This is a genomic window from Pseudonocardia sp. HH130629-09 (assembly GCF_001294645.1).
In the GTDB taxonomy this organism is placed as follows: Bacteria; Actinomycetota; Actinomycetes; order Mycobacteriales; family Pseudonocardiaceae; genus Pseudonocardia.
Genome location: NZ_CP011868.1, coordinates 5847297 through 5873882, shown reverse-complemented (window position 1 = coordinate 5873882; position 26586 = coordinate 5847297). Strand labels below are relative to the sequence as shown.

The window sequence follows — 26586 nt, the reverse complement described above, 5'->3', positions numbered from 1 at the left end:
TGGCAGTGCGGAAAGGAAGTCCCACGTCATGCCCGAGCGCCCTCCCTCGTCCGACGACGCGGACGAGCAGCCGGTGACGGCCGCGCCGGAGCCGGGAGACCAGCCGAACGGCGACGCCGCCGGTGCCGGTCGCCCCGTGATGCCCGACCGCCGTCCCTCGCCCGGTCCCGCGGCAGCCGCTGCGCCCGCCACAGCCGCCCCCGCGCAGGGGACCAACGCGCCGCAGGGCGCGGCAGAGGCCCCGGCCGCCGACACCCGGGCCACCGAGACCCGGAGCGCCGAGGCCCGGGCCGCCGAAACTCCGGCCGCCGACGCGTCCGGGCCCGCGGATCCGGCCGAGGCCGCCGAGCAGGCGCCGCCGGAGTCCCCCGCGGCCCGCACCGTCGTCGGACAGGCCACCACCGCGGACGACCCGGCCGCACCGTCGCCCGCCGGGCACCAGCCGTCCCCGCAGCGCCCGGGCACCGGTGCCCCGCAGCCCGGCCCGGCGCCGCGGCAGGATCCGGGCACGACCGGACCGCAGGCCGGTGGTGCCCCGGCGCCCGCCACGTCGGAGCCCGGCCCCCGGACCTCCGGTGGACAGGACCCGACCCGCCCGGTCCCCGCCACCCCCGAGGGCCGGGACCAGGACACCGTCCGCGTCCCCCCGCTCAGTGAGCAGCGCACCCAGGTCCTGCCCCGGGTCACCCCCGCCGCGTCCGCGGCGGCGTCCGCGGGCGGCGCGGGCGAGCAGACCGCCCGCATCCACACCGGCGGCCCTGGCGCGGGCACCGCGGTCCTCGGCGGCGCGTTCGGTGCCGCGGGCCCCGCGGCCGCGACCGGTCCGGGTGGGCCGGGCGGCCCCGGTGGTCCCGGCGGCGGCGACGGGGGTGGCGGCGACGGGGGTGGCGGCGACGAGGGTGGCGACGGCGAGAGCGGTGACGGCCCGCAGCGCAAGCGCCCGGTCGGCCTGATCGTCGCGGCCGCCGCGCTCGGTGTGCTCGCCCTCGGGTACGTCGGCGACCTCGTGCTCAGCTCCGGCAGCGTGCCGCGCGGCGTCGTCGTCGCCGGTCAGCAGATCGGCGGCATGTCGCGGGCCCAGGCCACCGAGACGCTGCAGGCGGCGATCGAGCCGCGTGCCGGCGCGCCGGTGCCGGTCCAGGCCGGTGAGGTCCGCTCCGAGATCGACCCGAAGGCCGCGGGCCTGCAGGTCGACTACGCGCGCACCCTCGACGAGGCGGGCGAGCAGCCGCTGAACCCGATCACCCGGATCTCCTCGTTCTTCACCACCCGCGAGGTCGGGGTGGTCAACTCCGCCGACGACCGCGCCGTGCGCACCGCGCTCGAGCAGATGGCCCCGCTGGTCATGAAGGAGCCCAAGGAGGGCTCGGTCCAGTGGCAGGGCGTCACCCCGATGCCGGTCGCGCCGGAGCCGGGCCAGCAGCTCGACGTCGACGCGGCCGTCGGCGTCGTCGAGGAGCAGTGGGCGTCCGGCGAGCCGGTGCAGCTGCCGCTGATCGTGGAGCAGGCCGTCACCACCCCGGCCGACGTGCAGCAGGCGATCGACGAGGTCGCCCTGCCCGCCGTCTCCGGACCGCTGACGATCACCGGTGAGGGCGCGAACGCGACCATCACCCCCGAGGACATCACCACCGCGCTGAGCTTCACCGCGGACCCCGAGGGCACGGCCAAGCTGAAGCCGGTCATCGCGAACAAGACCCTCGAGGACGTGGCGCAGCCCCAGCTGGCGAGCACCGAGAAGCCCGGTGTCGACGCCCAGCTCGACTTCGCCTCGACCCCGCCGCGGATCGTCCCGTCCCAGGACGGGCGCGGCATCGACTACGACGCGACCCTCGCGAACGTGCTGCCGATCCTCACCGGTGAGGGCGAGCGGACCGTCGCCGCGGTCTACGCGAACAAGCCGGCCGAGATCACCACGGCCGACCTGGAGTCGCTGGGCAACGCCACCGAGATCTCGACGTTCACCACCGGCGGGTTCGCCGCCGACTCCGGGCAGAACATCAAGCGCGCCGCCGAGGCGATCAACGGCCAGATCGTGCAGCCCGGCGAGACGTTCAGCCTCAACGGCGTCAGCAACCCGCGCAACGCCGCCAACGGCTACGTCGAGGCCGGGATCATCGAGGACGGTCACCCGGCGCGCGGCGTGGGCGGCGGTGTCTCCCAGCTCGCGACGACGTTGTACAACGCCTCGTACTTCGCCGGCATGACCGACATCGAGCACAAGGAGCACAGCTACTACATCAGCCGCTACCCGGTGGCCCGCGAGGCGACGGTCTTCGACGACCTCATCGACGTCAAGTTCCGCAACGACGGCCCCACTCCGGTGCTGATCCGCACGGCGTGGACGCCCAGCAACGTCACCGTCTCGTTCGTCGGCCAGAAGATGTACGACGTCACCTCGACGACCGGGCCGCGGACCAACCCGACCCAGCCGCAGGTCGTCAACATCCCGGCCGGGCAGCCGTGCAGCGCGAGCTCGGGCTCGCCGGGCTTCACCGCGACCGACACCCGGACGATGCGCAACGTGCAGACCGGGGAGTCGACCAGCGAGACCCGGACGGTCAAGTACAACCCTCAGCCGATCGTGCAGTGCGGCGGCTGATCCGGTGATGGTCCCGTCCGGGGGGTGACGTAACCCACGTCACATTCGTACCCTGATCCCTCTAGCCGTCGGACAGCGAGGGATCGGGGTACCCCCAATGCGCATCGCGGACGTTCTGAGGAGCAAGGGCAGCGCGGTGAGCACCGTGGCGCCGGACGACCCGGTGGTCGAGGTGCTCCGGGCGATCGCCGAGCGGCACCTCGGCGCACTGCCAGTCGTCGACGGCGACCGGCTGGTCGGCATCGTCTCGGAGCGGGACGTGGTGCGCCGATTGCACAGTCACGGCGCCGCGCTGCTCGACGCGCGGGTGGCCGAGGTGATGACCACCGAGGTGGTCACCTGCTCGCCCGGCGACGGCGTCGGTGACCTCGCCCGGGTCATGACCGACCGCCGGGTGCGGCACCTGCCGGTCGTCGTCGACGGGGCGCTGGCCGGGATCGTGTCCATCGGCGACCTGGTCAAGGCCCGGATGGACATGCTCGAGCAGGAGCGCGAGCAGCTGGAGAGCTACATCGCGCGGTAACGGTGCGACGAGGAGGGGCCCCGGGCGGGGAGTCCGCACCCGGGGCCCTTCGTCATGGGAACCAGATCAGAACGAGGCCTCGTCGAGCTCCATGAGCGCGTTGTCGGCGTTCGCGATGATCGCCTTCTCCGAGGTCAGACGGGGCAGCACGGACTTCGCGAAGAACGTCGCGACGCCGACCTTGCCCTCGTAGAAGGCCCGGTCCTTCGCCGGGACGCCGTCGGTGCCCAGTGCGGCGAGCGCGACGGTCGCCTGACGCAGCAGCAGCCAGCCGACGAGCAGGTCGCCGACCGCCATGAGCAGCCGCACGGTGTGCTGGCCGACCTTGTACAGCTCGGTGGCGTCCTTGGTGGAGGCGTAGAGGTAGCCGGTCAGCGTGCCGAGCATCCCCTGCACGTCGGTGAGCGCGGTGCGCAGGAGCTCGCGCTCCTCCTTGAGCCGGCCGTTGCCCGCCTCGGAGTCGATGAACGCCTGGATCTCGCCCGCGACGTGCGCGAGCGCCTGCCCGTTGTCCCGGACGATCTTGCGGAACAGGAAGTCCTGGGACTGGATCGCGGTGGTGCCCTCGTAGAGGGAGTCGATCTTGGCGTCCCGGATGTACTGCTCGATCGGGTAGTCCTGGAGGAAGCCGGACCCGCCGAGGGTCTGCAGCGACTGCACGAGCTGCTCGGTGGCGCGCTCGGAGCCGACACCCTTGACGATCGGCAGCAGCAGGTCGTTGACCTTCTCCGCCAGCTCGGTGCTGATCCCGCTGCCCTCGTCGCCGAGGCGCACCCTGTCCTGGAAGGTCGAGGTGTAGATGTAGACCGAGCGCAGGCCCTCGGCGTACGCCTTCTGCAGCATCAGGCTGCGACGGACGTCCGGGTGGTGGGTGATCGTGACCCGCGGCGCGGTCTTGTCCGTCATCTTCGTCAGGTCGGCGCCCTGCACGCGCTCCTTGGCGAACTCGAGCGCGTTGAGGTAACCGGTCGACAGGGTGCCGATGGCCTTGGTGCCGACCATCATCCGGGCGTACTCGATGACCTGGAACATCTGGGCGATGCCGTTGTGGACGTCACCGAGCAGCCAGCCGACGGCCGGGGTGCCGTGCGCCCCGAAGGTCAGCTCGCAGGTCGTGGAGGCCTTGAGGCCCATCTTGTGCTCGACGTTGGTCACGAAGGCACCGTTGCGCTCGCCCGGCTCACCGGTCTCGGTGTCGAAGTGGAACTTCGGCACGAGGAACAGCGACAGGCCCTTGGTGCCCGGCTTCGCGTCCTCGGGGCGGGCCAGCACCAGGTGCATGATGTTCTCGGTGAAGTCCTGCTCGGCCGAGGTGATGAAGCGCTTCACACCCTCGATGTGCCAGGTGCCGTCGTCCTGCTGGATCGCCTTGGTCCGGCCGGCCCCGACGTCCGAGCCCGCGTCCGGCTCGGTCAGCACCATCGTGGCGCCCCAGCCGCGGTCGATCATCAGCTGGGCCCAGCGCTTCTGCTCCTCGTTCCCGTTCTTGTGGAGGATCGAGGCGAAGTTCGGGCCGGCCATGTACATGAAGATGGCCGGGTTGGAGCCGCACATCAGCTCGGCGGCGGCCCACTGCACCGACGGCGGGATGCCCATGCCACCCAGCTCGTTCGGCAGGCCGAGGCGCCACCACTCGCCGTCCCAGAGGACCTTGTAGGCGTCCTTGAGCTCCTGCGGGGTGGTGACCGTGTGGTCCTCGGGGTGGAAGACCGGCGGGTTGCGGTCGATCGTGGCGTAGTGCTCCGCGAGCGGTCCGGTGCAGACGGTCGACAGCTCCGACAGCACGCCCTTGGCGGTGTCGACGTCGACGTCGGTGAACGGCCCCGTCCCGAGGTGGTTCTGTACCTCGAACACCTCGAAGAGGTTGAACTCGAGGTCGCGCACGTTGCTCTTGTAGTGGCCCATCCGTCCTTCACCGCCGTTCGTGCCAGGGCCGATCGACTTACCGGCCGGTAACTGACTCCAGAGTATTACCGACGGGTAACCCAGGCAAGGGCGCAGGTGCGGGTCGGGACCGCCCACCTGTGTGACGCGCTCGACCGGCGCGCCCGCGCCGTACTTCTCCTGTGAACCGAGAGAATGTGGAGTCGCACGGGACGGATGTGGCGTGTGTGACGAAGGCGGTACCGGCTCGGTGCGGCCGATGGGGGGCAGCAGCGATGGGCGAGCCGGGGCAGAGCTGGAGTCGCCGCGGGCTGCTGGTCGGGGGCGCGGTCGCCGGCGCGGGCCTGGTCCTGCCCGGCCGGGCGTTCGCCGGGCCGCCGCCGGCCACCGACCCCGCCCCGCCCGCCACCGACCCGGTGTCTGGTCCGTCGGCGGTCCCGGGGCCGGACGGCATGCCCGGACCGGCGGGTGCCGGCCCCCTCGCGGAGGGCGTGCCGATCCCGTTCATCGCGCGCTGCTTCGAGTGGGGCGCGCGCAAGCCGAAGTCCGCGCCGAAGATCTGGGACCGGCGTCCGATCCGGATCCTGGTGCACCACACGGCCGGGGCGAACACGACCGACTACAGCGTCGGCGCCGCGCACCGGATGGCGAGGGCGATCCAGAACTACCACATGGACCGCAACGGCTGGCTCGACTCCGGGCAGCACTTCACCATCTCGCGCGGCGGGCACGTGCTGGAGGGCAGGCTCTGGAGCCTCGGTGAGCTCAACGGGGGCCGCCGCGTCGTCGAGGGGGCGCACTCGCCGGGCCAGAACGTCATCGCGATCGGCATCGAGAACGAGGGCACCTACATGGGTGTCGACCCGACGCCGGCACTGTGGAACTCTCTGCGCATCACCTGCGCCTACATCTGCCTGCGCTACGGCATCGCCCCGACCGAGCTCTACGGCCACCGCGACTACCGCAACACCCTCTGCCCCGGCGACCGCCTCTACGCCGCGCTGCCCCGGCTGCGTCGCGAGGTGGCGGGGCTGCTGGGCAGGCGGCTCTCCCGCACCGAGGCGACCAAGGCGAGTTGGCCGCTGCTGCGCACCGGCGACCGCGGACCGATCGTCGAGGCGGCCCAGTACCTGCTGCGCGACGCCGGGTCGCTGACCGGGAAGCCCGACGGCCGGTTCGACGACCGCACCGCGGCCGCGGTGAGCGAGTTCCAGCGCGCGCACCGCGCCGACGACGTCAACGGTCTGCTCGGCGGGGAGACCTGGCCGGAGCTGGCCCGCACGGTGCGCGCGGGCGCCGAGGGCGACGCCGCCCGTGCGGTCGAGGTGCTCGCGGCGGCGCGACGGGTGGAGAGCGTGCCCGACGTCGTCGACCACCCGCAGTGGCAGAAGCTGCTCGGGACCTCCGGCAGTCCCGTCCCGGACGCGCACGACCCGCAGGGCGTGCTGAACCGCTGAGGGCCACGCGCGGGCCACGCGCGGGCGGAGAGCGCCCGCACGGACGGGTGACGGACTGCCGCTAGTCTCGCCCGGTGCTGAACCGCTGCCCCACGTGCGACGCGCCCGCGAGCGATCCGTTCTTCTCGGTGACCGGGCTGCCGGTGCACGGCACCGCGGTGCTGCCCGACCCGGTCTCGGCGCGGTCGATGGCCACCGGTGACCAGGTGCTCGTGCTCTGCGAGCGCTGCGGGCTGGTGTTCAACCGCGACTTCGACCCGGGGCTGCTCGACTACACCGGCGACCACGAGGAGTCCCAGCACCACTCCCCCCGCTTCGCCGCCTACGCCGCGGAGATCACCGCGGACTGGGTGGCGCGGTTCGGCCTGGCCGGACAGCACGTCGTCGAGGTGGGCTGCGGGTCCGGTGACTTCGCCGCCGAGCTGCTCGGCGCCGGCGTCGGCCGGGTCACCGGGATCGACCCGCACTTCGTACCGCAGCGGGTCCGGCCCGAGCTCGCGGACCGGCTCACCGCCGTCCCCGCGGAGTTCGCCCGTGACCAGGTCGAGCCGGGCACCGCGGCCCTGGTCTGCCGGCACACCCTGGAGCACATCCCCGACCTCGCCGTCTTCGGCGCGGAGCTGTACGCCGGGCTGCGTCGCGGCGGTGGTCGGGCCCTGCTCGCCGAGGTGCCCGACCTGGGCCGGATCCTCGACGAGGGCGCCTTCTGGGACCTGCAGTACGAGCACTGCTCCTACTTCACCCCGGCGACCATGCGGACGTTCCTGGCCGGTGTCGGCTTCTCCGACCCGCAGGTGCGGCTGACCTACGCCGACCAGTACGTCGTCGCCGAGGCGGGGCCGGACGGGAGCCCGGGCGCGCCCGCGCTGGAGCCGCACCTGCGCGACGCGCTGCGCGGCGCCTGCCTGGACTTCGCGACCCGGGTGTCGGACCAGGTCGGACGCTGGCGGGAGTGGCTGGGCGGCCGGGCCGCGATCGGCGACGAGGTGGTCGTCTGGGGCGGCGGGGCGAAGGGGCTGACCTTCCTCAACGTCGTCGAGGGCGGGGCGGAGGGGACCGGCGCGGTCGGCGCGGTCGTCGACATCAACCCCGGCCTTCAGGGCCGCTTCATGGGCGGGCTCGGGCTGCCGATCCGCGCGCCGAAGGACCTGCTGGACTCCCCGCCGCGGTCGGTGCTGCTGATGAACCCGGTCTACGCCGGCGAGGTGCGGGCCACGCTCGACGAGCTGGGGCTCGGGTCGACGGAGCTACTCGCGGTCTGAGCCCCGCTCACCGGTCCGCGTCGCGCAGCTCGCGCACCGCGCGGGCGAGCTCGGCGCGGGCATCGGCGTGCTGGAGCGCGGTCGGCGCTGGGACACCGGCCCGAACGCGGAGACCTTCCCGCGGGTCCTGACCAATCCCGACCGCAGGCTGTTCTGACTCGACACCGTCGCCGACCCGCTGGACGGGCCGCCGAACCCGCTGTCGGTGCTGCTCGGACGGCCGACCCGGAGCACCCCGGGCGCGGTCCCGCTGTCCCCCGGCCGCTACACCGGTCTGCTGCAGCGGGTCGGCGGCAACGGCATGGACGTGTTCTGCGCGGCGGGCGGCGGCGGCGGGTCACTGACCTACCAGGGCATGACACTGCAGCCGTCCGCGGAGCTGTTCGCGGCCACGATGCCCCGCGAGCTCGACTACGACGTGCTCGCCCGCGAGCACTACCCGCGGGTCGCGCGGATGCTGCGCCTGGAACCGCACCCGACGAGCTGATCAACTCCCCCACCTACAGCTCGTCGCGGGTGTTCCGGGACCGCGCCGAGGCCGCCGGCTACGAGGTCGAGATGATCCCGATGCCGATCGACCGGGACTACGCCCTGGCCGAGCTGCGCGGGGAGATGAAGGCCACCTACACCAACGGCGACGGTGCGCTCGGTGTGAACAACGGCGGCTAGCACAGCGTCGACGTCACCTACCTCGCCGATGCCGAGGCGACCGGCCGGGTCACCGTCGCGACGCTGCACCAGGTCACCGACGTCATCCGGGCCGCCGACGGGCGCTGGGAGGTGCACGTCGACCGGATCGACGAGACCGGCACCTCCCAGGAGAAGAAGATCATCACGACTCCGGCGCTGGTGCTCGCCGCGGGGACGCAGAACACCAACCGGCTGCTGCTACGCGCCCGCGCGCACGACACGATCCCGGACCTGCCCGACGCCCTCGGCGAGAACTGGGTCACCAACGGCGACCGGATCTGCACCTGGGTCTCCCCCGTCGAGGACTTCGGCCCGGTGCAGGGCGGGCCGGTGGTGTTCGGGACGAAGGACTGGGCGGACCCGGCATCGGCGAACACGATCATCCAGGCGTCGCTGCCGCCGCTGCCGCTCGGGCTCGGCCGCACCGTCACGATGATCGTCGGCTACGGCGTCAGCGCCGGCCGCGGTCGTGTCACCTGGGACCCGGTGCGCCAGGAGGGCGTCGTGCAGTGGCCGCTCGACGGCGACGCGCCGCTCACCGCGCGCAGCCACGAACGGATGGCCCGCACCACCGGCGTACGCGGCACCTTCGTCGACACCACCTACGTCGTGCCGACGACCTGGCACCCGCTCGGCGGTGCGTGCATCGGCACGGTCTGCGACGTCGCGGGCCGGGTGCAGGGCCAGCGCGGGCTCTACGTGCTCGACGGGTCGCTGATGCCGGGCACCACGGCGGCCTGCAACCCGTCGATGACGATCGCGGCCGTCGTCGAGCGCGCCACCGACGACTTGATCGCCCAGGACGTCGGCACGCTCATCTGACCAGCCGCCGGACGACGGCCAGGTCCTCCGGGCTCGCCACGTGCAGGTTCGCCGGGTCCCCCGGCACCGTCACCACGCGGTGGCCCAGCCCGGCGAGCATCCCGGAGTTCTCCACCGGCCGGGGTGCGTCGGCGTGCGCGGCCCGCAGCACGTCCGCCCGGAACGCCTGCGGTGACTGGGTGATGACCGCGTCCTGCTTGGGGAGGGTCTCGACGACGACGCCGTCGACCACCCGCTGCACCACCTCCAGCAGCGGGACGACCGGCACCGCCCCGTCCGCTCCGGCACGCACGGCGTCGACGACGTCGGTGAAGATCCGGTCCGCGGCGAGCGGGTGTGCGGGGTCGGCGAGCACCAGGATCCCGGCGTCGCCGGGCACCACGGCGAGCCCGGCACGCAGTGACTCGGACTGGTGGTCGCCGCCGACGGCGAGTGCGTCGACCGGCTCGCCATCCCAGTCCACACCGGACGGGAGCACGAGCGCGACCCGGTCGCAGGTGCGCCGGGCGGCGGCGACGGTGTGGTCGACCAGCCGGGTCCCGGCCAGCTCGTCGAGCTGCTTCAGCCGGCCGTAACGCAGGCCCCGGCCGCCCGCCAGCACGATCGCCCACACGTGTTCACGCACTCCGGTGATCCTGCCGGGTCCGGCGGGGGGACCGGTCACCGCACCCGCTACCCTCGGTCGTCCCCGATCGGGCGACCCGATCGGGCGACCGGAGGGGCGGACGAGGATGGCGGCACCCACGACGTCCCCCTCCCCCTCCCCCGCGACGGCGACCGGCCCGCTCGCCGGCGCCCCCGCGTCGATCGCGCTGGTCCGGGCCGTCGCCGAGGACCCGGCCGCGCCGCGCTTGGTGGCCGTCACCGGTCCGGCCGGGGCGGGAAAGTCGACGGTGCTGCGCGAGCTGGTCCGGGTGTGGACCGAGGCCGGCGCCGGGGAGGGCGTGACCGTCGTCGACGACGCCCACGACCTCGGCGACGACGAGCTCACCGACCTGCGCGATCAGGCGGGCCGTCCGGACGCCCGGCTGGTCGTCGCGTTCCGGCCCTGGCCGCGCGGCCGCGCGCTGGCCCGGCTCGGGGCGACGCTGGCCGCCGCCCCGCCGCTGGTCCTGGGCGCGCTCGACGCCGCCGGGATCGCCGCGCGCGCCGCCCGCGTCGCCGGGACCCGGATCACCGACGAGGCCCTCCGCGCCGTCGCCGAGCGCACCGCCGGGTCCCCGATGCTGGTCGACCGGCTACTCGCGACCGGCCGGGTCGGCGGGCCGGTACCCCCGCAGCTCGCCGAGCAGATCGGCTACGCCGTCGACGCCGAGGACCCACGGGTGGTCGAGCTGGTCACCGCGCTCGCGCTCGGTGCCCCCGTCGACGGCGAGGTGCTCGTCCCGCTGCTCGGGATCTCCGACGCGGCAGGCATCGGCGTCGGCGCCGAGATCGCCGAGCTCGACGAGCTGTCCGGCCGGGCCGTCGCCGCGGGGCTCTGCACCCCCGACGGGCGGGTCGTCCCGCTGGTCGCCGAGTCGATCCGCGCCCGGGTCGCGCCCGCCCGGCGGGCCGAGCTGCGCCGCCACCTCGCCGAGATCGAGCTCGACCGCGGCGGGAGCGTGCTCGCCGTCGCCCGCACCCTGCGCGGGTCCGGGGCCACCGGGGAGCGTGCCGCCGCGGTGTTCCGGGCCGCCGCGGCCGAGGCGGCCCGCGCGGAGAGCCCGGACGCGGTCCGGTTCTACGCCGAGGCCGTCGCCGCGGGGGCACCCCCGCTGACCGTCGCCGCGCACCGCGCGCAGGCCCACCTCGTCGCGGGGGACCTCGACGGTGCGCTCGGGCACGCCGACTCGGTGCTGTCCGCGACCGACGCCGTCGAGGCCACCGACGCCGTCCGGGCCGGGTCGGTCGCGGCCGCCGTCCTCGCCCGGCGGGGTCTGCTGGCGCGCAGTGCCGAGCTGTACCGGTGGACCGCCGCGGTGTCCGGGGAGCGCCCGCCCGCTGCGGCCGTGCCCGTCCTGATCGGGACCGGGGCGCTGGAGGAGGCCCGCGCCGTCGTCGGGGGCGGCGGTTCCGGGTTCGTCGCCGGCCGTGCACCCACCCTGGTCGACGGCGCCGACGACCTGACCGCCCGCGGCATGCTCGACTCGGTCGAGGGCTCCCCGACGGCAGCACTGTCCGGCCTGGCCCGCGCCGCCGGGCTCCTGGAGGCCGCGCACGGCGCCGCGCTGCTGCCCGACACCCCGGCCGCGCTGGCCGCGCTGGTGGCCGTGCACACCGGGGAGTTCGATGTCGCCGCGTCCGTACTGGACCGTGCCCTGCGGACCGGGCTCGGCGGGGCACCCGCCCGGGCCCGGCACCGGCTGCTGCTCGGCTGGATCGCGCTGCTGCGCGGCGCGACCGGCCCGGCATCGGAGCGGCTCGCCGCCGTCGACGCGGGCGACGAAACCCTCGAACCGCGCGACGAGTTCCTCGCCGCGGCACTGCAGGTGGCGATCGCCCGCCGCCAGTCCGACCTCGGCGCCCTGATGCGGTCCTGGACGCGGGCCCGGCAGGCGATCGTCCGCCACCCGGTCGACCTCTACGTGCTGCAGCCGCTCGGGGAGCTGGTGACCGCGGCGTCGCGGCTGCGGGAGGAGAGCTGGGTGGCCCCGCACCTCGCCGAGGCCGACGCGCTGCTCGACCGGCTCGGCCGGCCCGCGCTGTGGGCCGCCCCGCTGCACTGGGCACGGCTGCAGGCCGCGGTCCTCACCGACGACGTCGAGGCCGCCCGCGCCCGCTCCGACGAGCTCCAGCGCGCGGCCTGCGGCAGCCGCTTCGCCCACGCCATGGCGACGGCGGCCCCGCACTGGGTGGGGGTGCTGGAGGACCGGGTCGACGCGGCCGAGGTCGAGGCCGCCGCCCGCGGGCTGCACGCCGTCGGCCTGTCCTTCGACGGCGGCCGCCTCGCCGGGCAGGCGGCGTTGCGGACCGGGGACCGGCGCGCGGTGTCGGCGTTGCTGGCCTGCGCGCGGGCCCTGCAGGCCGCGGGCACGGACCTGCGTCAGGGGACCGTCCCACCGCCGGCGGAGGAGCCCCGCCCGGTGGCCGAGGAGCCCGCCGTCGCGGCTCCGGCGCCCGTCGAGGCCGCCCCGGAGCCGGCCGCGTCGGGACTGCTGTCCGAGCGTGAGCTGGAGGTCGCCGAGCTCGTCGTGCAAGGGCGCACCCAGCGTGAGATCGGTGAGGCGCTGTTCATCTCGGCGAAGACCGTCGAGCACCACGTGGCCCGGATGCGCCAGCGCCTCGGGGTGCGCAGCCGCAGCGAGCTGCTCGACGAGCTCCGCCGGATCCTGGGCGACCGCGGCTGACCCCGCTCGGTCAGGGCAGGATCGAGTCGACGTAACCGCCGTCCACCCGGACCGCGGCTCCGGTCGTGGCCGAGGCCTGCGGGGAGGCCAGGTAGGTCACCATGTGGGCGATCTCCTCGGGCTCGATCAGCCGCTGGATCAGCGACTGCGGCCGGTGGGTGCGCATGAACTCGCGCTGGGCCTCGTCCCAGGGCAGGGCCGGATCGACCAGCTGGTACACGAAGTCCTCGACGCCCGCGGTGTGCGTCGGCCCGGCGATCACCGAGTTGACGGTGACCCCACTGCCAGCCGCCTCCTTGGCGAACCCCCGGACAGCGCCAGCAGCGCCGTCTCGGACACACCGTAGTGGATCATCTCGGCCGGGATGACGATCGCGGAGTCGCTGGCGATGTTCTGGATGCGGCCCCAGCCGCGGTCCCGCATGCCGGGCAGGTAGGTCCGGATCAGCCGGGCGGCGGTCAGGACGTTGACCTCGAAGTAGCGACGCCAGTCGTCGTCGGTGATGGTGAGGGCATCCTGGGCGCCGAAGACGCCCAGGTTGTTGACCAGGACGTCGACGTCGGGCAGCGCCGCCACCAGGGTCGCTGAGTCCCGGACCCGGGCGACGGCCTCGTCGACCCGGTCCGCCGTACGGCCGTTGACCGCGACCCGGGCGCCCGCGCGGGCCAGGCCGACGGCGATGGCGAGTCCGATGCCCTGGGTGGAACCCGTCACGAGGGCGGTCCGGCCGGTCAGGTCGAGGTGCATGGCTGTCTCTCCAGGAGTCGGGGCGGCCGTCTCGTATCGTGGTGACGGCACGCGCAACAGCCAGCGCACGCCGATAGTTGCACACTCTGGTTATTGCTGACGCCGCCAACGTAGCACCGACACCCGAAGGGGACGGATGCCATGTCGCTCGACGACGACGCGGTCGAGACGCGGGCGCGGGGGTGGCGCACCCTGGCCGCCCTGCACGCCCGGCTGGAGGACGACCTGGAGCGGGCGTTGCAGCGCTCGTACGGGCTGTCGGTGGTGGAGTACACCGTGCTCGACGCGCTGGCCCGCCAGGACGGGTTCCACCTGCGGATGGCCCAGCTGTCGTCGGTGGTCGCGCTGAGCCCGTCGGCGACGACCCGGCTGGTCGGCAGGCTGGAGGACCGGGGTCTGCTGCAGCGGTACCTGTGCCCCACCGACCGGCGCGGCATCTACACCGAGCTCACCGAACAGGGGCGTCTGCTCCTGGAGAGCGCCCGCCCGGGCTACGACCGGGCGCTGGAACGGGCACTGGCCGACGCGGCGACACGACCCGAGCTGGCCCCGCTGGTCGCGGCGTTGCATGCCCTGGACACGACGCCCTGACTCCTGCCTAGTGGTGCGCGTGCGGTCGGGACGCCTCGGCGAGCAGCCCCTCGCAGGAGCGCACCACGATCCGCGCGGCCTCCGCCGAGGCCCGCCCGGTCAGCGGGCTCTCCGCCCGCCGCCGCCAGCGGCGCAGCGCCTCGGAGGCGGCGTCGTGGACCTCGCGCGGGCCCGCGGCGCCGTCGAGCCCCAGCCGGGCCGACGCCGAGCCGCCCTCGCCGCCGAGCAGCCGTTCGGCGTCGGCGAGCGCCTCCGGCGGGAACACGATCTTCCCGGCGCGCAGGTCTGCCAGGGCCCGCAGCTCCACGAACTCGTGCGCCCCGGCCAGGATCCGCTCCACCTCGGCACGCAGCGCGGCCGTCGCCGGGCGGGGCTCACGGGTCAGCACGAGGTCGACGGCGAGCAGCGCGGAGCGGGCCTTGAGCAGGTCGCGGCGCTCGGAGAACTGGGTGTCGAGCACCGCGCGCAGCTCGTCGAGTCCGGAGCGGCGCACCAGGTCGTCGGCCAGCGCGGTCGGGTCCTTCACTCCCTGGCGGATCAGCGTGGTCCCGAGCCGGACGCCGAACAGTCCGAACCGCTCCAGCAGCGCGATCCGGGCGGCGGCGTCGGGCCGGTCGAGATCGGTGCGTCCGAACCGGTCGGCCGACAGCAGCAGCGCCTCGACGTCGCCACGCGGGAGCGCGGCGAGCTCGGTGAGCGCGACGTACTCGTCCTGCCGCATGGTGCGGGCGGTCTCTGCGAGCAGCCCGGCGACGGCGACGACGGTCTGGCACAGCCCCCGCAGCTTGTCGTCGCCGCGGTAGCGCCGCGCGATCCGGCGCGCCGAGATCAGCGCGTCGAGCCGGCCGACGCCGATCTCGTCGGCGCGCGAGAGCACCGCGATGGTGTTCACCGGGGTCGCGCGGGCGACGCCGCGGTCGTGGAATGCCTCCAGGAACCGCACGTCACCGGCGTGCAGGTGACGCATGAGGTAGACGACGGCGTCGGCGGGAGACGGGGTGTCCTCCGGTGTGAGGAACTCCCCGGCCCGGCCGGCCGCGTCGGTGGTCAGCGACCCGATGCCGGGGGTGTCGATCAGGTTGGTGCGGCGCAGGTGCTGCGACGGCCAGTCGACGTGCAGCCGGTCGACGTCCTCCACCCGGGTGCCCTGCAGGTCGATCTGCAGGGCACCGTCGCGGCGGGCCAGGGTGAGCGGGCGGTCGGCGCCGGAGCGCAGGTGCATCCGCACGCCCGGGGTGGGGGCGTCGGCGTACCAGGTGACGATGCGGGTGCACTCGCCCGCGTCGGTGGGTGCGATCCGCTCGCCGACCAGGGCGTTGAGCAGGGTGGACTTGCCGGCCTTGACCTTCCCGGCGATCGCGACGCGCAGCGGCTCGTCGAACCGGTCGAGGTGGTGGCGCAGCCAGCCCGCGGCCTGCGGGGAGTCGCCGTAGGCGTCCAGGGTCCGGCGCAGCAGCGCGCGGGTCTGCTCGGTCAGCGCGCTCACGTCGGACCACCGGAGCCCACGGCCGCGGCCAGTGCCCTGGCCCGCTCGGCGAGGCCGGTCACCCGTTCCAGCTCGGCCTCCAGGTCCGCGACGCGCTGCTGACGCTCGGCGTCGTCCTTCAGGGCGGTCTGCGCGGCCGCGACCGACTCCTTCAGCGCCTCGGACAGCTCGTCGGCGACGGTGGTGAAGTGGTCGCGCAGGTCGCGCTGGATGCGGCGCAGGTTGTCCCGGGAGTCCTTGCCGACCTGGAAGGTGACCTCGTCGATGTGCCGGCGCACGGCGTTCTTCGACTCGGCCTGGCGGCGCTGTTTCAAGCGCTTCTTCTCGTCGCGCACGGTCTTGGCGCCGAACAGCAGACCCGCACCGACCGAGAGCGGGTTGAGCAGGGCGATCCCGGCGAAGGTGGAGGCGAGACCGAACATCAGCATGCCGCCGTAACCGCCGCGGGCGCCGACGAACAGCTTCTGCCCGATGCCGAACTTCTCGTCCGCGGGCATCTCCAGCGGGTCGACGAGCCCGGCCACCGAGCCGCCCGCGACCCGCAGCTCGGGCAGGGTCACGTCGACGGCCTCGGCGAAGTGCTCGGCCACCTGCTCGGCCAGCCAGCGTGCCCGCTCGGTCGTCCACACGAAGTTCTGGGCGACGGCGTGGGCCACCTGCTTGTGGAACCACTCGGCGAACTGGTCCCAGATGTCGGCCGGGTCGGCGTCCTCCAGGAGCTGCTCGGCGTCGCGGGAGACCGCGCGCAGCCGGTCGCGCAGGTCGTACTCGATGTCGGCGATGAGGTCGGCGACGCCGTCGGTCAGCGTGGTCTGCCAGCGCGCGGAGCGCTGGCGCAGCCCGTCGACGCGCGACCGCGCGGCCTCCAGCTCGCGGGCGAGCTGACCGGCCTTCTCCGGGTCGTTCTGCGACATCAGCTCGGCCCGCATCGTGGCTTCCAGGGCCTGGCAGGTGACGAGGACGTCCTGGCTGGTGGAGCGGCGGTCGAGGTCGTCGGCGGCACCGACGACCTTACGCAGCAGGAAGCTGGTGAGCGCCTGGAAGCCGGACTCGGCGATGAGGTCGAGGTCCTGGGTGCGGGCCGCGTGCAGCCGCAGCGCGGAGGACACCGGCAGCAGCTCGGCATCGATCCGGGCGGTGCGCAGGTGGCGCTCGTCGAGCTCGACGATCCGCCGCCAGTGCGGGTACAGGTCGGTCTTGGTGACGATGCAGGCGACGTTCGGGCACAGCTTGCGCGCGGCCTGCAGGAACTCCAGCTCGGGGGCGGTGTACTCCTGGCTGGCGTCGGAGACCAGCAGCACCGCGTCCGCGGTGGGCAGCGCCGACATCGTCGCGGCGCCGTGCGCGGACCCGAGCCCGCCGACGCCGGGGGTGTCGACCAGGGCCAGCCCGCTCTGCAGGAGCTTGCGGGGCAGCGTGACCTCGGCGCGGGTGAGCCGGGCCCGGTTGCCGGGGTTGCCGGCCTCGGAGACGTGCTCGGCGAGCTGGTCGAGCCCGACGACGGTCCGCTCGGCCTTCTCGGTCGCCACGCCGTCGGTCCCGGGGGCCTCGCGCACGAGGGTCACCGACGTCTCCTCGCCGAAGCGCACGAGCGTCGGCACGGCGGTGGCGATGTCGTCGTCGACGGGGCACACGGTGGCGTTGACCAGCGCGTTCACCAGCTGACTCTTGCCCTGCTTGAACTCGCCGACGACCAGCACCCGCACGACCGGGTCGGTCAGCCGCGCCTTCGTCTGCCGCAGCCGTGGCGCCAGGTCGGGGCGGTCGTAGGCAGTGACCGCCTTGAGGGCGAGGTCGACGAGCGCGACCGCCTCCGGCACTGCCACGACCGCTCCCCCCAGATACGTCGCGGACGGTGCCCGGCGGCATCCGTCACGTCCTCGTCATGGATACACGAACGGTGACGGCCCCGGGCACCCACGGGTGGGTGTCCGGGGCCGTCGGTCCGGGCGGTCGAACCTGCTCCTCCGCCCGGAGCAGTGCGGTGGGTCAGAGGCCCACGTGCACGTCGGTGGAGACGTCGTTGTGCGACAGCACGTCGGTGTGGCTGTGGTTGTCCACATCGGTGTCGGTGTGGGTGCTCGTGTCGGCGTTGAACGAGTCGTCGATGTCGGTCGAGCTGTGCGTCTCGGTGTGGGTCTTGTTGAACGAGTCGGTCGCGTCGTTCGAGCCCGTGGCGGTGCCACCGACGGCCGCGGCGCCACCGTGGTCGGCGGAGATGTCGCCGGTCTTGGTAGCCGAGCCGGAACCGAAGGCGGTGGTGTTGCCGTCGCCCTTCACCACGTTGTTGTCGTCGCCCACGATGTTGTCGTGGCCGGTGGTGACGGTCGAGTCGCGGATGTCGTCGCCGGCGGCCACCGAGCCGTCGCCGGACGCGACGACCGACTTGGTGTCGATGGACTGGTTGAAGTCGCCGCCGCCGGTGTCGATGTTCTGGTTCACCGAGTTGTCGACGATGGTGTCGCGGTCGTCGACGTTGTAGGTGTAGTGGTTGTTGGTCACGTACTTGTCGATGTACTTGACCGGGTCCTCGCCGTGGTGGACGGGCGGCGGCGGGGTGTGGTGGTGGCCGCCGTGGCCGCCGCCGGTGTTGTAGTCACGGTCGAAGGACACGTCGTCGTTGTCCTGGGCCAGGACCAGGGCGTCGCGGACGTCGTCGGCGGAGACCTCGGACAGGCCGCACTGGGCGAGGACACCGTGCGGGTCCTCCTTGAACTCGGCCAGGGCCTTGGGGTCCTTCAGCAGGTCCAGGATGAACTGGATCAGCGACTTCTCGACGGACATGGCGATCTCCTCTGCGGGTGCCGCCGGGCTCGCGCGCTCGGCGGAGGGTTCGGGTGGTGCGGGAGGTGGTGACCGGGCCGGGGTCGGGGGCGTCCCGGCCCGGTCACCGGGCGGTGCGGTGGGTCAGCCGACGGCGAGGTCGATGCCGTTGTGCGACGCGATGTCGGTGTGGCTGTGGTCGTCGATCGACGTGTGGGTCTCGGTGCTGGCGTCGAGGTTCCCGGAGTCGTGGATCTCGGTGTTCTCGTGGGTCTCGGTCCAGGTCTTGTTGAACGAGTCGGTCGCGTCGTGCGAGCCGGTCGCGTTGCCGCCGATGGAGACCGCGCCGCCCTTGTCGGCGGAGATGTCGCCGGTCTTGGTGGCCGAGCCGGAACCGAAGGCGGAGGTGTTGCCGTCGCCCTTGACCACGTTGTTGCCGTCGCCCACGACGTTGCCGTTGCCGGTCGTGATGGTGGAGCCGTCGATGTCACCGCCGGCGGCCACCGCGCCGTCACCGGAGGCGGTGGTCGACCGGATGTCGATGTCCTGGTCGAAGTCGCCGCCGTGGGTGTTGATGTGCTGGTTCACGGAGTTGTCGACGATGGTGTCGCGGTCGTCGATGTTCTCGGTGTGCCAGACGTCCTTGACGTGCACGTTCTCGTGGGAGGCGGCGGCCTTGTGGCCGTGGTCGCCCTTGCCCTCGCTCCAGCCGCCCTCGTCGCCGCCCCAGTTGAAGCCGGTGTCGTAGTGGCGGTCGAAGGACACGGTGTCGTTGTCCTGCGCGATGACCAGCGCGTCGCGGACGTCCTCCGGGGACAGGTCGGCGAGGCCGTAGTGCTGCAGGACCGCGTTCGGGTTGTCGTTGAACCAGTCGCGGACCTGGATGCTCTCGGAGCCGCTGCCGAGCAGGAGCTTGATGAAGTCGATCAGCGAGATGTCGTGTGCAGCCATGTCGGCCTCCGGAGTCGCTCGGGGGGTGACCGGTCCGTCGGCGACGACCGGTGTTGACGACGAAAGCTAGGGGCGCCGGGCCGCCCGGCCATCGGGGATCGCTCCGGGTCCGTCGGGGGGCCGTTAGGGGATCGGTCCCCCACTTCGTTCCGCTGCGCGGCACCGGCTAACGCCGGAGCGGCCCCCGCCGATGGGTCGGGGAGAGGACCACGCCGGCGTGCCGGTTCGACGAGGGGGGAGCAGTGGTGTCGTACCTGCTCGGGATCGATCTGGGGGCCACCTCGGTGACCGCGGCCGTGCTGCGCACGGGTGGTGCCGCGGAGTCCGTCCGGCTGGGCGGCCGCGACGGGAGCGACGTGCTCCCCGCAGTGCTCGTCGCGACGCCCGGGGGCGACCTGCTCTGCGGTGAGCCCGCCCGTCGCCGGGCCCCGGCCGAGCCGGACCGTGTCGCACGTGGCTTCCTCGACCGGGTCGGGGACCCGACACCGCTGTCGCTGGGCGGCTTCGCCTACGCGGCCGAGGACCTGTGCGCCCGGCTGGTGCGCGTCCTGGTCGACGAGGTGTCCACCCGGCACGGTGGCCCGCCGTCCCGGATCGGCGTCACCTGCCCGGTGGGCTGGGGCCGGCACAAGCGGGACCTGCTGGCCGCCGCCCTGCGTCGCCGCGGGCTGACCGTCTCGCTGGTGACCGCGCCGCAGGCCGTCGCGCTCGCCCACCGCGCCGTCGTGCCGGCCGGGGGGCCGCTCGCCGTCGTCGACCTGGGGGGCAACGGGACCACCGCGACCGTGCTGGCCGCGGCCGCACCCGGGGTGCTGCCCGACGCCGTCGGTCGCACGCTGACCTGCCGGACCGGTGGCGGAGACGTCGACGACGCGGCGTTCGCCTTCGTCCGGTCCTCCTCCCCGGCCACGGCCGCCGCGTTCGACGCGCTCGACCTCGACGACCCGCGGACCGTGGCCGCTCTGACCTCCCTGCGCGACGAGTGCCGCGCCGCCAAGCAGCTGCTGTCCCGGGACACGGTCGCGACCGTCCCGGTGGAGCTGCCCGGCCTGCGGACCGCGGTCCGCATCCACCGCTCCGACCTCGACGAGCTCACCCGCCCGCTGCTCGAGCCGGTCACCGACCTGGTGCAGGACGTCGTGGCCGCCGCCCCGGACGCCGAGGTGCTGCTCGCCGGCGGCGCCGCACGGATGCCGGTCGTGGTGCAGGCGGTCTCGGCGGCACTGGGCCGCCCGGTCGCCGTCGTCGCGGACCCGGTGGCCGACGCCGCCCGGGGCGCGGCACTCGCCGTCGCGCCGGGGGCCGGGACCTCCTGGCCCGGTGTGCGGATGGCGCCGCTGACCGGTGTCCCCACCCCCCGCGAGCCCGTCGACCCCGCCGGGCACAGCCCGTGGGACCGGCCCGGGCCGGACACCGCCGACCGCGCCGGCAGCGTCGACCGTGGTGACCGGACCGACCGGACCACCCCCGCGTGGCCGACCCGCGGCGAGCGGGAGCGGACCGCACGGACCGAGGCGCCCGCCACGGACCGCACGGCCGTCGCCCTGCTCGACCCGGAGCCGCCGACCGGCCCGCTGACCGCGGTCCCCCGCACCCGTACGGCCCAGCCCCCCGCCCCCGCACGGACGTCGGTCCTCGGGGCCGGACAGGTGACCGGCCCGGCCGTCGCCCGCCCGGAGAGTCCCGCGCCGGACACCCTGGTCACCCGGGACGCCCCCGCCGGCGCGGCCCGCCGCGGCGTGGTCACCCGGCAGCGCCTGATGGTCGGTGCCGGTGGCCTCGCCGGTGCCGCCGCCATCGCGGGTGCGCTGCTGTTCTGGCCCACGACGAGCCCGGGGATCGGTGAGCTGAGCGCAGCCCCCGTGCTGAGCTCACCGGCCGTCGCACCGGCTCCGGTCACCCCGGGCGCCGCCCCGGCCGCCGGCGGCGCGGCCGGCCCGGTCGCGGGCGCCCCCGTGGGTGGGACGCGCGCCGGCACCTCGGGTGGCGCGGCCACCGCGGGTGCCGCTGCGCCGACCGCGCCCGGCGCCCCGGCTCCGGCCGCGCCCGCTCCGGCCGCGCCTGCCCCGGCCGCTCCGGGACCGGCCGTGCCGTCCGCCCCGGTGGTGTCGCCCCCGCCGGTCACCACACCGCCGGCGACCAGCACGGGCCCGAACACGCCGGCGGAGGGCACGTCCGATCCGACCACCCCGCCGGTCACCACCCCGCCCGCCACCGACCCGACCAGCCCGGTCCCGGGCCCGACGACCACGGCTCCCGCGCCGTCGTCGAGCGTCCCTCCGGCAGCCGCGTGATCATCCTGGGGGACAAGGAAATCGATCACCGATCACGCTGTGCGCTGCGACGACAGCGCGGAGTGACCCCCACCCCGTCCCGCCCGGACCCCGGGGCGGGATGATTCGGACCGCCGGGCCGGCGTGGACACGGGAGCCCCCACGCCGGCTCGGCCCCATACGGAATGCGATACGGCCGCGCCCGAAGGTGTGAGCGCGACCGCGTCGCGCCGCCCGTCTCCACCCCCTCCGACGTGGTAAAACCGTGGTCGTCACGGTTCGGGGGCACGGGTGAGAGGGGCGCGTGGTGACGCGGTTGGCGGGGGCGGTCATCGGCATGGCAGCGGGTGCGTTGGTGCTCGCCTATGCCGTGGTGGGCTGGCCGATCCTGGTGGTCGGCGGGCCGCTGCTGGTGGGGGTGGCCCTGACGGTCGGCGTCCTGGTCCTCACCGAGCGCCCGCGGGCCGTGCTGGCCCAGCGCCGGGCCGTCCAGGTAGGCACCTCTCCCTGGCAGGCCGCCGCCGACACGCGTGACGAGCAGCCCGGCCGCGGGCTGATGAGCGGCTTCTTCGAGATGCCCGCGGCGCTGCCCGAGCAGCGGCCCGCCCCGTCGGACGCCCGCCCGGCCGGCACCCGGTAGCAGTACGTCACAATCGGCCGGTGCCGATCTTCCCGCGTGCCGCCCGTGACCTGACCCGTGCCCGCCCGTGCTGATCGGGATGTTCTTCGCGGTGCTCGCGATGCTCTGCAGCACCGTCGCCGCCATCCTCCAGGCCGACGCGGCCAACCAGGGCGGGCGCACCAGCGCGGTCCTGGCCCGGCCCCGGTTCGTCGGCGGGATCGGGATGGACCTCGTGACCTGGCTCTGCATGGTCGTGGCGCTGCAGTACATCCCCATCTTCGCGGTGCAGGCCACGCTCGCCGGGGCCATCGCGATGACGGCCCTGTACGCCCGCTACTTCCGCGGCGAGTGGCTGCGGCCGGTGCACCGGCTGGCGATCGGCGCCAGCATCCTCGGGCTCGCGTTCGTCGCCGGCAGCGCGGGGACCGAGCGCAAGCAGGCCCTGACCGGCCACGGCACGACCGTGGCCGTCCTGATCGCGGCGCTCGTGGTGTTCATGGGGGCGACGCTGGCGGTCACCAACTCGACCAAGCCGTGGCCGTCGGCGGTGCTCGCCGGGCTCGGGCTGGGCGGCGGCTCGGTCTGCATCCGCGCGATGCACGTGTCCGAGGGCGTCGACCTCGCCGGTCTGCTGCGCGAGCCGCTGGTCTACATCCTGGTCGGCATGGCGCTGACCGGCCTGTACAACTACGCCCGCGCACTGCAGCTCGGCGACGTCTCCACGGTGACCGCGCTCTACATGGTCACCCAGGTCGTCGTGCCCGGTCTGGTCGGCATCACGCTGCTCGACGACACCGTCCGCCCCGGTCTGTGGTGGCTGCTGCTGCTCGGGCTGGCGCTCGTCGTTTACGGCACCTCGATCCTGGCGCGACGCCGTCCGGAGAAGCGGACTCCCCCGCGGGTGGCCTAGTTTCGGCTCATGCCCTCCTTCGAGCGCCCCGGCGTGACACTGCACTACGAGGAGCACGGCACGGGCTTCCCGGTCCTGCTGCTCGCCCCGGGCGGCATGAACTCGACGATCGCGGCCTGGGACAACGCTCCCTGGAACCCGGTCACCCACCTCGCCCAGCGGTACCGCGTCATCGCGATGGACCAGCGCAACGCCGGGTCCTCGGTCGCCGACATCCACGGCGACGACGGCTGGGACACCTACACCGCCGACCAGCTGGCCCTGCTCGACCACCTCGGCGTCTCCGAGTGCGCGGTGCTCGGCATGTGCATCGGCGGCGCCTACATCGCGAACCTGCTGGTCACCGAGCAGCAGCGGATCCGGGCCGCGGTCGCGCTGCAGCCCGTCGGCCGTGCCGACAACCAGCACCTGTTCGAGAAGAGCTTCGCGAGCTGGCGCGCCGGGATCGAGGCCGACCACCCCGGAGTCTCCGACGACGACTGGGCCGCGTTCCGCACGAACATGTGGGGCGGCGGCGGGATGCTGTACTCCGTTCCCGACGAGGCGCTCGCCCACGTCACGACGCCGTGGCTGGTGCTCATGGGGACCGACGCCTTCCACCCGGGGCCGGTGTCGCGCCGGCTCGCCGAGCTCGCGCCGGGCGCGGAGCTGGTGGAACAGTGGAAGGTCGAGCCGCACGTCGCCGCCGGCCGCGCGGCCGTCGACCGGTTCCTCGCCACCCATCTGGTCTGATTCCTCCACGACGGCGGGCACCCACTGCCCCGCCGTCGGTGGTGCGCCGGCACGACGGTTGAGTCAGGATCGGCGTCGTGCGCTACGTGGTGATCGGGGCAGGGGCGGTCGGCGGGACGATCGCGGCGCGGCTGCACGCGGCGGGGCGGGAGGTCGTCGCCGTCGCCCGGGGCGCGCATCTCGACGCGATCCGCGAGCACGGGCTGCGCCTGGACACCCCGGACGGGTCGACCACCCATCCGGTGGAGGCCGTGAGCACGGTCGCCGAGGCCCGCCCCACCCCCGACGACGTCGCGATCCTCGCCGTCAAGTCGCAGGACACCCCGCCGCCGCTGGCCGCGCTGCTCAAGGCGACCCCCGGGATCACCGTGGCGTGCGCGCAGAACGGCGTCGCCAACGAGCGCCTCGCCGCGCGTCGCACCGACCGGGTGCAGGCGATGCTGGTGATCCTGCCCGCCGAGCACTACGAACCGGGTGTCGTCGTTGCGTCGTCGTCGCCGGTCCCGGGTGTGCTCGACGTCGGCCGGTTCGCCTCCGGGGTCGACGCCACCACCGAAGCGATCGTCGCCGACCTCACCGCGGCCGGGTTCTCCTCCCGCGCCGACCCGGACGTGATGGCCGCGAAGTACGGCAAGCTGCTCACGAACCTGGCCAACGCGGTCGACGCGATCTGCGGGCTCGACGACCCGGACGCCCCCCGCCTCGTCCAGGCCGCGACCGCGGAGGGCCACGCCGTGCTGGCCGCGGCCGGGATCGCCGCCAGGACCGGCGACGACGACCGCGTCCGCCGGGAGGGCATCATCACCGAGCGGCCGGTCGCGGGTGCGACGCGGCGGGGCTCGTCGTCGTGGCAGAGCCTCCGGCGCGGTTCCGGTTCCATCGAGGCCCGGTACCTCAACGGCGAGATCGTGGCCCTGGGCGCGGCGCACCGGATCGCGACCCCGGTCAACACCGAGCTGATGCGGGTGGCCGAGGAGATGGCCGCGGCCGGGGAGCAGCCGGCCTCGCGGTCCGGGGCCGATCTGCTGTGACGGCCTATCCGCTCGACGTGGCGCGGCCCGCGTTCCTCGACACGCTCGACGGGCTGTCCGCGCTGCTCGACCACGTCGACGACACCGACCTGCACGCTCGCAGCCGCTGTCACGGCTGGCTCGCCGTCGACGTCCTCGCGCACCTGCACCTGGGCCTGGTCGAGATGCTCGCCGGGTTCCCGCCCGCACCGACCGTCCCGCCGACGCCGACCTCGCGACCTACTGGACCGCACCGCCGACCGGGCCCGAGCAGCCGGGCTGGGCGCACGAGCGCTTCGCCCGCGCCGTCGCCGCGGCCTACGCCCGTCCGACCGGTCAGGTCGCCCACGTCGCGACGACGCTGCGCGGGCTGCGCCGGCTCGTCGCCGACCTCGAGCGGCCCTACCGGCTGGAGTTCCAGGGGGTCGTCCTCGACGTCGGCGACTTCGTCGCGACCTGGGTGGTGGAGGTCGTGGTGCACCACCTCGACATGACCGTCGTGCTGCCGGACGCGCCCGCGCCGCCGGCGTCCGGGCTCGCGGTGGTGCGGGAGACGGTGCTGCGCCTGGCCGGGGACGCCGCCGTCGCGGGGTGGGAGGACGACACGGCGCTCGCGCTGGCCGCCACCGGGCGGGAGCCGGGCATGACGCCCGTCCTGGGCTAGCAGGTGATGCCGGTCGTCCCCACGCCCGTGACCGGAACTCTCCCGGCCCCGCGCCCGTCCGCGCCTACCGTCGACCCATGACGTCCGACGCGCACGGAACCGAGATCCGCACCCTCGCCGAGCTGCAGCAGATCACCGGGCAGCCGATCGCACCCGCCCTGGCGAAGGAACGCGACCACCTCGTGGACGTGCACCGCGCCTGGCTGGCGGCGTCCCGGTTCCTGCTGCTGGCGACGTCGGGCCGGGCCGGCACCTGCGACGTCTCGCCGAAGGGCGACCCGGCCGGGTTCGTGCACGTCGTCGACGACCGCACGGTCGCGATCCCCGAGCGTCCCGGCAACGGTCGTGTCGACGGCTGGCGCAACGTCCTGGAGAACCCGCACGTCGGCGTCATCCTGCTGGTGCCGGGGCGCAACGACACGTTGCGCATCAACGGCCGGGCCCGCCTCGTCCGCGACGCGCCCTACTTCGACGAGCTCGCCGTGAAGGGCCGACGGCCGCTGCTCGCCTGCGAGGTCGCGATCGAGCAGATCTACTTCCACTGCCCCAAGGCGTTCCTGCGCTCCGAGCTGTGGGCGACGGAGAGCTGGCCCGCGCCGGACGCGCTGCCCTCCACCGCGCAGCTCGCCAAGCGGCTCGCCCGCCCCGACGAGCCGCTGGAGAAGATCGAGGAGTACTACGGCGCCGGCTACGCGGCCCGGCTCTACTGAGGGTCGCGCAGGTTACATCGAAACCCCAGGTCAACCCCTGCACAATGGGGAGACGTGACACCCTCGGTCCCGCCGCTGCGGCGGTCCCTCCGCGCCCTGCTGTCCGCTGTCCTCACCGCGCTCGCGATCCCGGTCGCGCTCGCGGCGGGTGCCGCGCTGCCACCGGCCGCGGTGGTCGCGGGGATCGTGCTGGCGGTGGTGGTCGCCGGGGTGGCCCGCACCCTGTCCTGGGTGGCCGGGCAGCCGATCGGCGAGCGGGCCACGGTGCTGGCCGTGGCCAGCGGCATCGGCGCCGGGATCGCGGCGATCACCCTGGGCGTGGTCGCGGTGTTCGCCGGTCCCGCGGTGCTCGTGCTCGTCCCGCTGCTCACTGGCGCCGGGGTGGTGACCTGGTGGGTCGCCCGCCGCGACGTGCCGCCCGCGCTCTGACCCCGTCGTCCCCGTCCGTGGAGCGGAGGGAGGGCACCGGAAGGGGGAGATGCGGCAGTATCGCTGTGGTGTCCACAGCTCACGCCGCCGCCACCGTCATCGACGCGCCGGCATCGGCAGCATTCGAGC

General features: G+C 74.3%; 23 protein-coding genes and 1 pseudogene. 17 read left to right on the top strand and 7 right to left on the bottom strand.

Features of this window, described 5'->3' with window-relative positions; genetic code table 11:
• The first annotated feature begins 28 nt into the window (after nt 1-28).
• Nucleotides 29-2602 carry a VanW family protein gene (locus XF36_RS35035; RefSeq protein ID WP_202968458.1) on the top strand — a complete coding sequence of 858 codons (2574 nt, stop codon included), beginning with the start codon at nt 29-31 and terminating at the stop codon, nt 2600-2602.
• A gap of 97 nt (nt 2603-2699) precedes the next feature.
• Nucleotides 2700-3125 carry a CBS domain-containing protein gene (locus tag XF36_RS27365; protein ID WP_060714182.1) on the top strand — a complete coding sequence of 142 codons (426 nt, stop codon included), beginning with the start codon at nt 2700-2702 and terminating at the stop codon, nt 3123-3125.
• Between the two features lie 66 nt (nt 3126-3191).
• Here the strand turns inward: XF36_RS27365 and XF36_RS27360 are convergent, their stop codons facing one another.
• The gene (locus tag XF36_RS27360) at nt 3192-5030 is read right to left on the bottom strand and encodes an acyl-CoA dehydrogenase (protein ID WP_060714181.1); all 1839 of its coding nucleotides are present in this window, start codon (nt 5028-5030) and stop codon (nt 3192-3194) included.
• A 254-nt stretch (nt 5031-5284) separates the two neighbouring features.
• Between XF36_RS27360 and XF36_RS27355 the strand changes: the two genes are divergently transcribed.
• The 5 genes from XF36_RS27355 (at nt 5285) to XF36_RS34650 (ending at nt 9240) form a co-directional block, all read left to right on the top strand.
• Nucleotides 5285-6466 (top strand): peptidoglycan recognition protein family protein, encoded by a 1182-nt coding sequence (locus XF36_RS27355; protein WP_060714180.1) that lies wholly within the window; start codon nt 5285-5287, stop codon nt 6464-6466.
• Nucleotides 6467-6540: 74 nt separating this feature from the next.
• Entirely contained in the window at nt 6541-7728 is a 1188-nt protein-coding gene (locus XF36_RS27350; protein ID WP_060714179.1) for a class I SAM-dependent methyltransferase, read from the top strand.
• A gap of 205 nt (nt 7729-7933) precedes the next feature.
• Nucleotides 7934-8215, top strand: coding sequence for a hypothetical protein (locus XF36_RS34660; RefSeq protein WP_238589042.1), 282 nt, complete (start codon nt 7934-7936; stop codon nt 8213-8215).
• 29 nt (nt 8216-8244) lie between these two features.
• A complete protein-coding gene (locus XF36_RS34655; protein ID WP_238589041.1) occupies nt 8245-8397 on the top strand; it encodes a hypothetical protein in 153 nt (50 codons plus the stop codon).
• Nucleotides 8398-8508: 111 nt separating this feature from the next.
• The gene (locus XF36_RS34650) at nt 8509-9240 is read left to right on the top strand and encodes a GMC oxidoreductase (protein ID WP_238589040.1); all 732 of its coding nucleotides are present in this window, start codon (nt 8509-8511) and stop codon (nt 9238-9240) included.
• Here the strand turns inward: XF36_RS34650 and XF36_RS27340 are convergent.
• A complete protein-coding gene (locus tag XF36_RS27340; protein ID WP_202968457.1) occupies nt 9233-9865 on the bottom strand; it encodes an IspD/TarI family cytidylyltransferase in 633 nt (210 codons plus the stop codon). The two genes, XF36_RS34650 and XF36_RS27340, sit on opposite strands and share 8 nt — an antisense overlap.
• A gap of 106 nt (nt 9866-9971) precedes the next feature.
• Between XF36_RS27340 and XF36_RS27335 the strand changes: the two genes are divergently transcribed.
• On the top strand, nt 9972-12569 hold the full coding sequence (locus XF36_RS27335; RefSeq protein ID WP_060714177.1) for a helix-turn-helix transcriptional regulator: 2598 nt from the start codon (nt 9972-9974) through the stop codon (nt 12567-12569).
• A gap of 10 nt (nt 12570-12579) precedes the next feature.
• Here the strand turns inward: XF36_RS27335 and XF36_RS27330 are convergent.
• Nucleotides 12580-13316: pseudogene (locus XF36_RS27330) on the bottom strand (SDR family NAD(P)-dependent oxidoreductase).
• 141 nt (nt 13317-13457) lie between these two features.
• On the opposite strand from XF36_RS27330, the gene XF36_RS27325 reads away from it, so the two are divergent.
• Nucleotides 13458-13907 carry a MarR family winged helix-turn-helix transcriptional regulator gene (locus XF36_RS27325; protein WP_060714176.1) on the top strand — a complete coding sequence of 150 codons (450 nt, stop codon included), beginning with the start codon at nt 13458-13460 and terminating at the stop codon, nt 13905-13907.
• A 7-nt stretch (nt 13908-13914) separates the two neighbouring features.
• Here XF36_RS27325 and XF36_RS27320 read toward each other — a convergent pair whose 3' ends face one another.
• The 4 genes from XF36_RS27320 to XF36_RS27305 all read right to left on the bottom strand — a co-directional run bounded on the left by XF36_RS27320 (nt 13915) and on the right by XF36_RS27305 (nt 19107).
• Entirely contained in the window at nt 13915-15393 is a 1479-nt protein-coding gene (locus XF36_RS27320; RefSeq protein WP_060714175.1) for a dynamin family protein, read from the bottom strand.
• Nucleotides 15390-17219, bottom strand: coding sequence for a dynamin family protein (locus XF36_RS27315; protein WP_060714174.1), 1830 nt, complete (start codon nt 17217-17219; stop codon nt 15390-15392). Before XF36_RS27315 ends, XF36_RS27320 begins: the two co-directional genes overlap by 4 nt.
• Nucleotides 17220-17382: 163 nt before the next feature.
• On the bottom strand, nt 17383-18177 hold the full coding sequence (locus tag XF36_RS27310) for an IniB N-terminal domain-containing protein (protein ID WP_060714173.1): 795 nt from the start codon (nt 18175-18177) through the stop codon (nt 17383-17385).
• 123 nt (nt 18178-18300) lie between these two features.
• Nucleotides 18301-19107 carry a hypothetical protein gene (locus tag XF36_RS27305; RefSeq protein WP_060714172.1) on the bottom strand — a complete coding sequence of 269 codons (807 nt, stop codon included), beginning with the start codon at nt 19105-19107 and terminating at the stop codon, nt 18301-18303.
• Nucleotides 19108-19352: 245 nt separating this feature from the next.
• Between XF36_RS27305 and XF36_RS35030 the strand changes: the two genes are divergently transcribed.
• The 8 genes from XF36_RS35030 (at nt 19353) to XF36_RS27260 (ending at nt 26457) form a co-directional block, all read left to right on the top strand.
• Complete coding sequence (locus tag XF36_RS35030) at nt 19353-21401, top strand: hsp70 family protein (protein WP_168169580.1); 2049 nt, start codon at nt 19353-19355, stop codon at nt 21399-21401.
• A 286-nt stretch (nt 21402-21687) separates the two neighbouring features.
• A complete protein-coding gene (locus tag XF36_RS27295; RefSeq protein WP_145981538.1) occupies nt 21688-22020 on the top strand; it encodes a hypothetical protein in 333 nt (110 codons plus the stop codon).
• Between the two features lie 67 nt (nt 22021-22087).
• Nucleotides 22088-22912 carry a DMT family transporter gene (locus XF36_RS27290; protein WP_020623642.1) on the top strand — a complete coding sequence of 275 codons (825 nt, stop codon included), beginning with the start codon at nt 22088-22090 and terminating at the stop codon, nt 22910-22912.
• Between the two features lie 9 nt (nt 22913-22921).
• Nucleotides 22922-23644, top strand: a complete 723-nt coding sequence (locus tag XF36_RS27285; RefSeq protein WP_060714169.1) for an alpha/beta fold hydrolase — start codon at nt 22922-22924, stop codon at nt 23642-23644.
• Between the two features lie 77 nt (nt 23645-23721).
• Nucleotides 23722-24675 (top strand): ketopantoate reductase family protein, encoded by a 954-nt coding sequence (locus XF36_RS27280; protein WP_060714168.1) that lies wholly within the window; start codon nt 23722-23724, stop codon nt 24673-24675.
• 439 nt (nt 24676-25114) lie between these two features.
• Entirely contained in the window at nt 25115-25318 is a 204-nt protein-coding gene (locus XF36_RS27270) for a hypothetical protein (RefSeq protein WP_145981537.1), read from the top strand.
• Nucleotides 25319-25395: 77 nt separating this feature from the next.
• On the top strand, nt 25396-26028 hold the full coding sequence (locus tag XF36_RS27265; protein WP_060714165.1) for a pyridoxamine 5'-phosphate oxidase family protein: 633 nt from the start codon (nt 25396-25398) through the stop codon (nt 26026-26028).
• A 54-nt stretch (nt 26029-26082) separates the two neighbouring features.
• Nucleotides 26083-26457, top strand: coding sequence for a hypothetical protein (locus tag XF36_RS27260; RefSeq protein ID WP_060714164.1), 375 nt, complete (start codon nt 26083-26085; stop codon nt 26455-26457).
• Nucleotides 26458-26586 lie beyond the last annotated feature (129 nt).

Bases quoted from the DNA above. Each gene is read 5' to 3' on its own strand.
- XF36_RS35035 (WP_202968458.1), top strand. From the start codon at position 29: ATGCCCGAGCGCCCTCCCTCGTCCGACGACGCGGACGAGCAGCCGGTG.
- XF36_RS27365 (WP_060714182.1), top strand. From the start codon at position 2,700: ATGCGCATCGCGGACGTTCTGAGGAGCAAGGGCAGCGCGGTGAGCACC.
- XF36_RS27265 (WP_060714165.1), top strand. From the start codon at position 25,396: ATGACGTCCGACGCGCACGGAACCGAGATCCGCACCCTCGCCGAGCTG.
- XF36_RS27355 (WP_060714180.1), top strand. From the start codon at position 5,285: ATGGGCGAGCCGGGGCAGAGCTGGAGTCGCCGCGGGCTGCTGGTCGGG.
- XF36_RS27360 (WP_060714181.1), bottom strand. From the start codon at position 5,030: ATGGGCCACTACAAGAGCAACGTGCGCGACCTCGAGTTCAACCTCTTC.
- XF36_RS27335 (WP_060714177.1), top strand. From the start codon at position 9,972: ATGGCGGCACCCACGACGTCCCCCTCCCCCTCCCCCGCGACGGCGACC.
- XF36_RS27325 (WP_060714176.1), top strand. From the start codon at position 13,458: ATGTCGCTCGACGACGACGCGGTCGAGACGCGGGCGCGGGGGTGGCGC.
- XF36_RS27305 (WP_060714172.1), bottom strand. From the start codon at position 19,107: ATGGCTGCACACGACATCTCGCTGATCGACTTCATCAAGCTCCTGCTC.
- XF36_RS27310 (WP_060714173.1), bottom strand. From the start codon at position 18,177: ATGTCCGTCGAGAAGTCGCTGATCCAGTTCATCCTGGACCTGCTGAAG.
- XF36_RS27285 (WP_060714169.1), top strand. From the start codon at position 22,922: ATGCCCTCCTTCGAGCGCCCCGGCGTGACACTGCACTACGAGGAGCAC.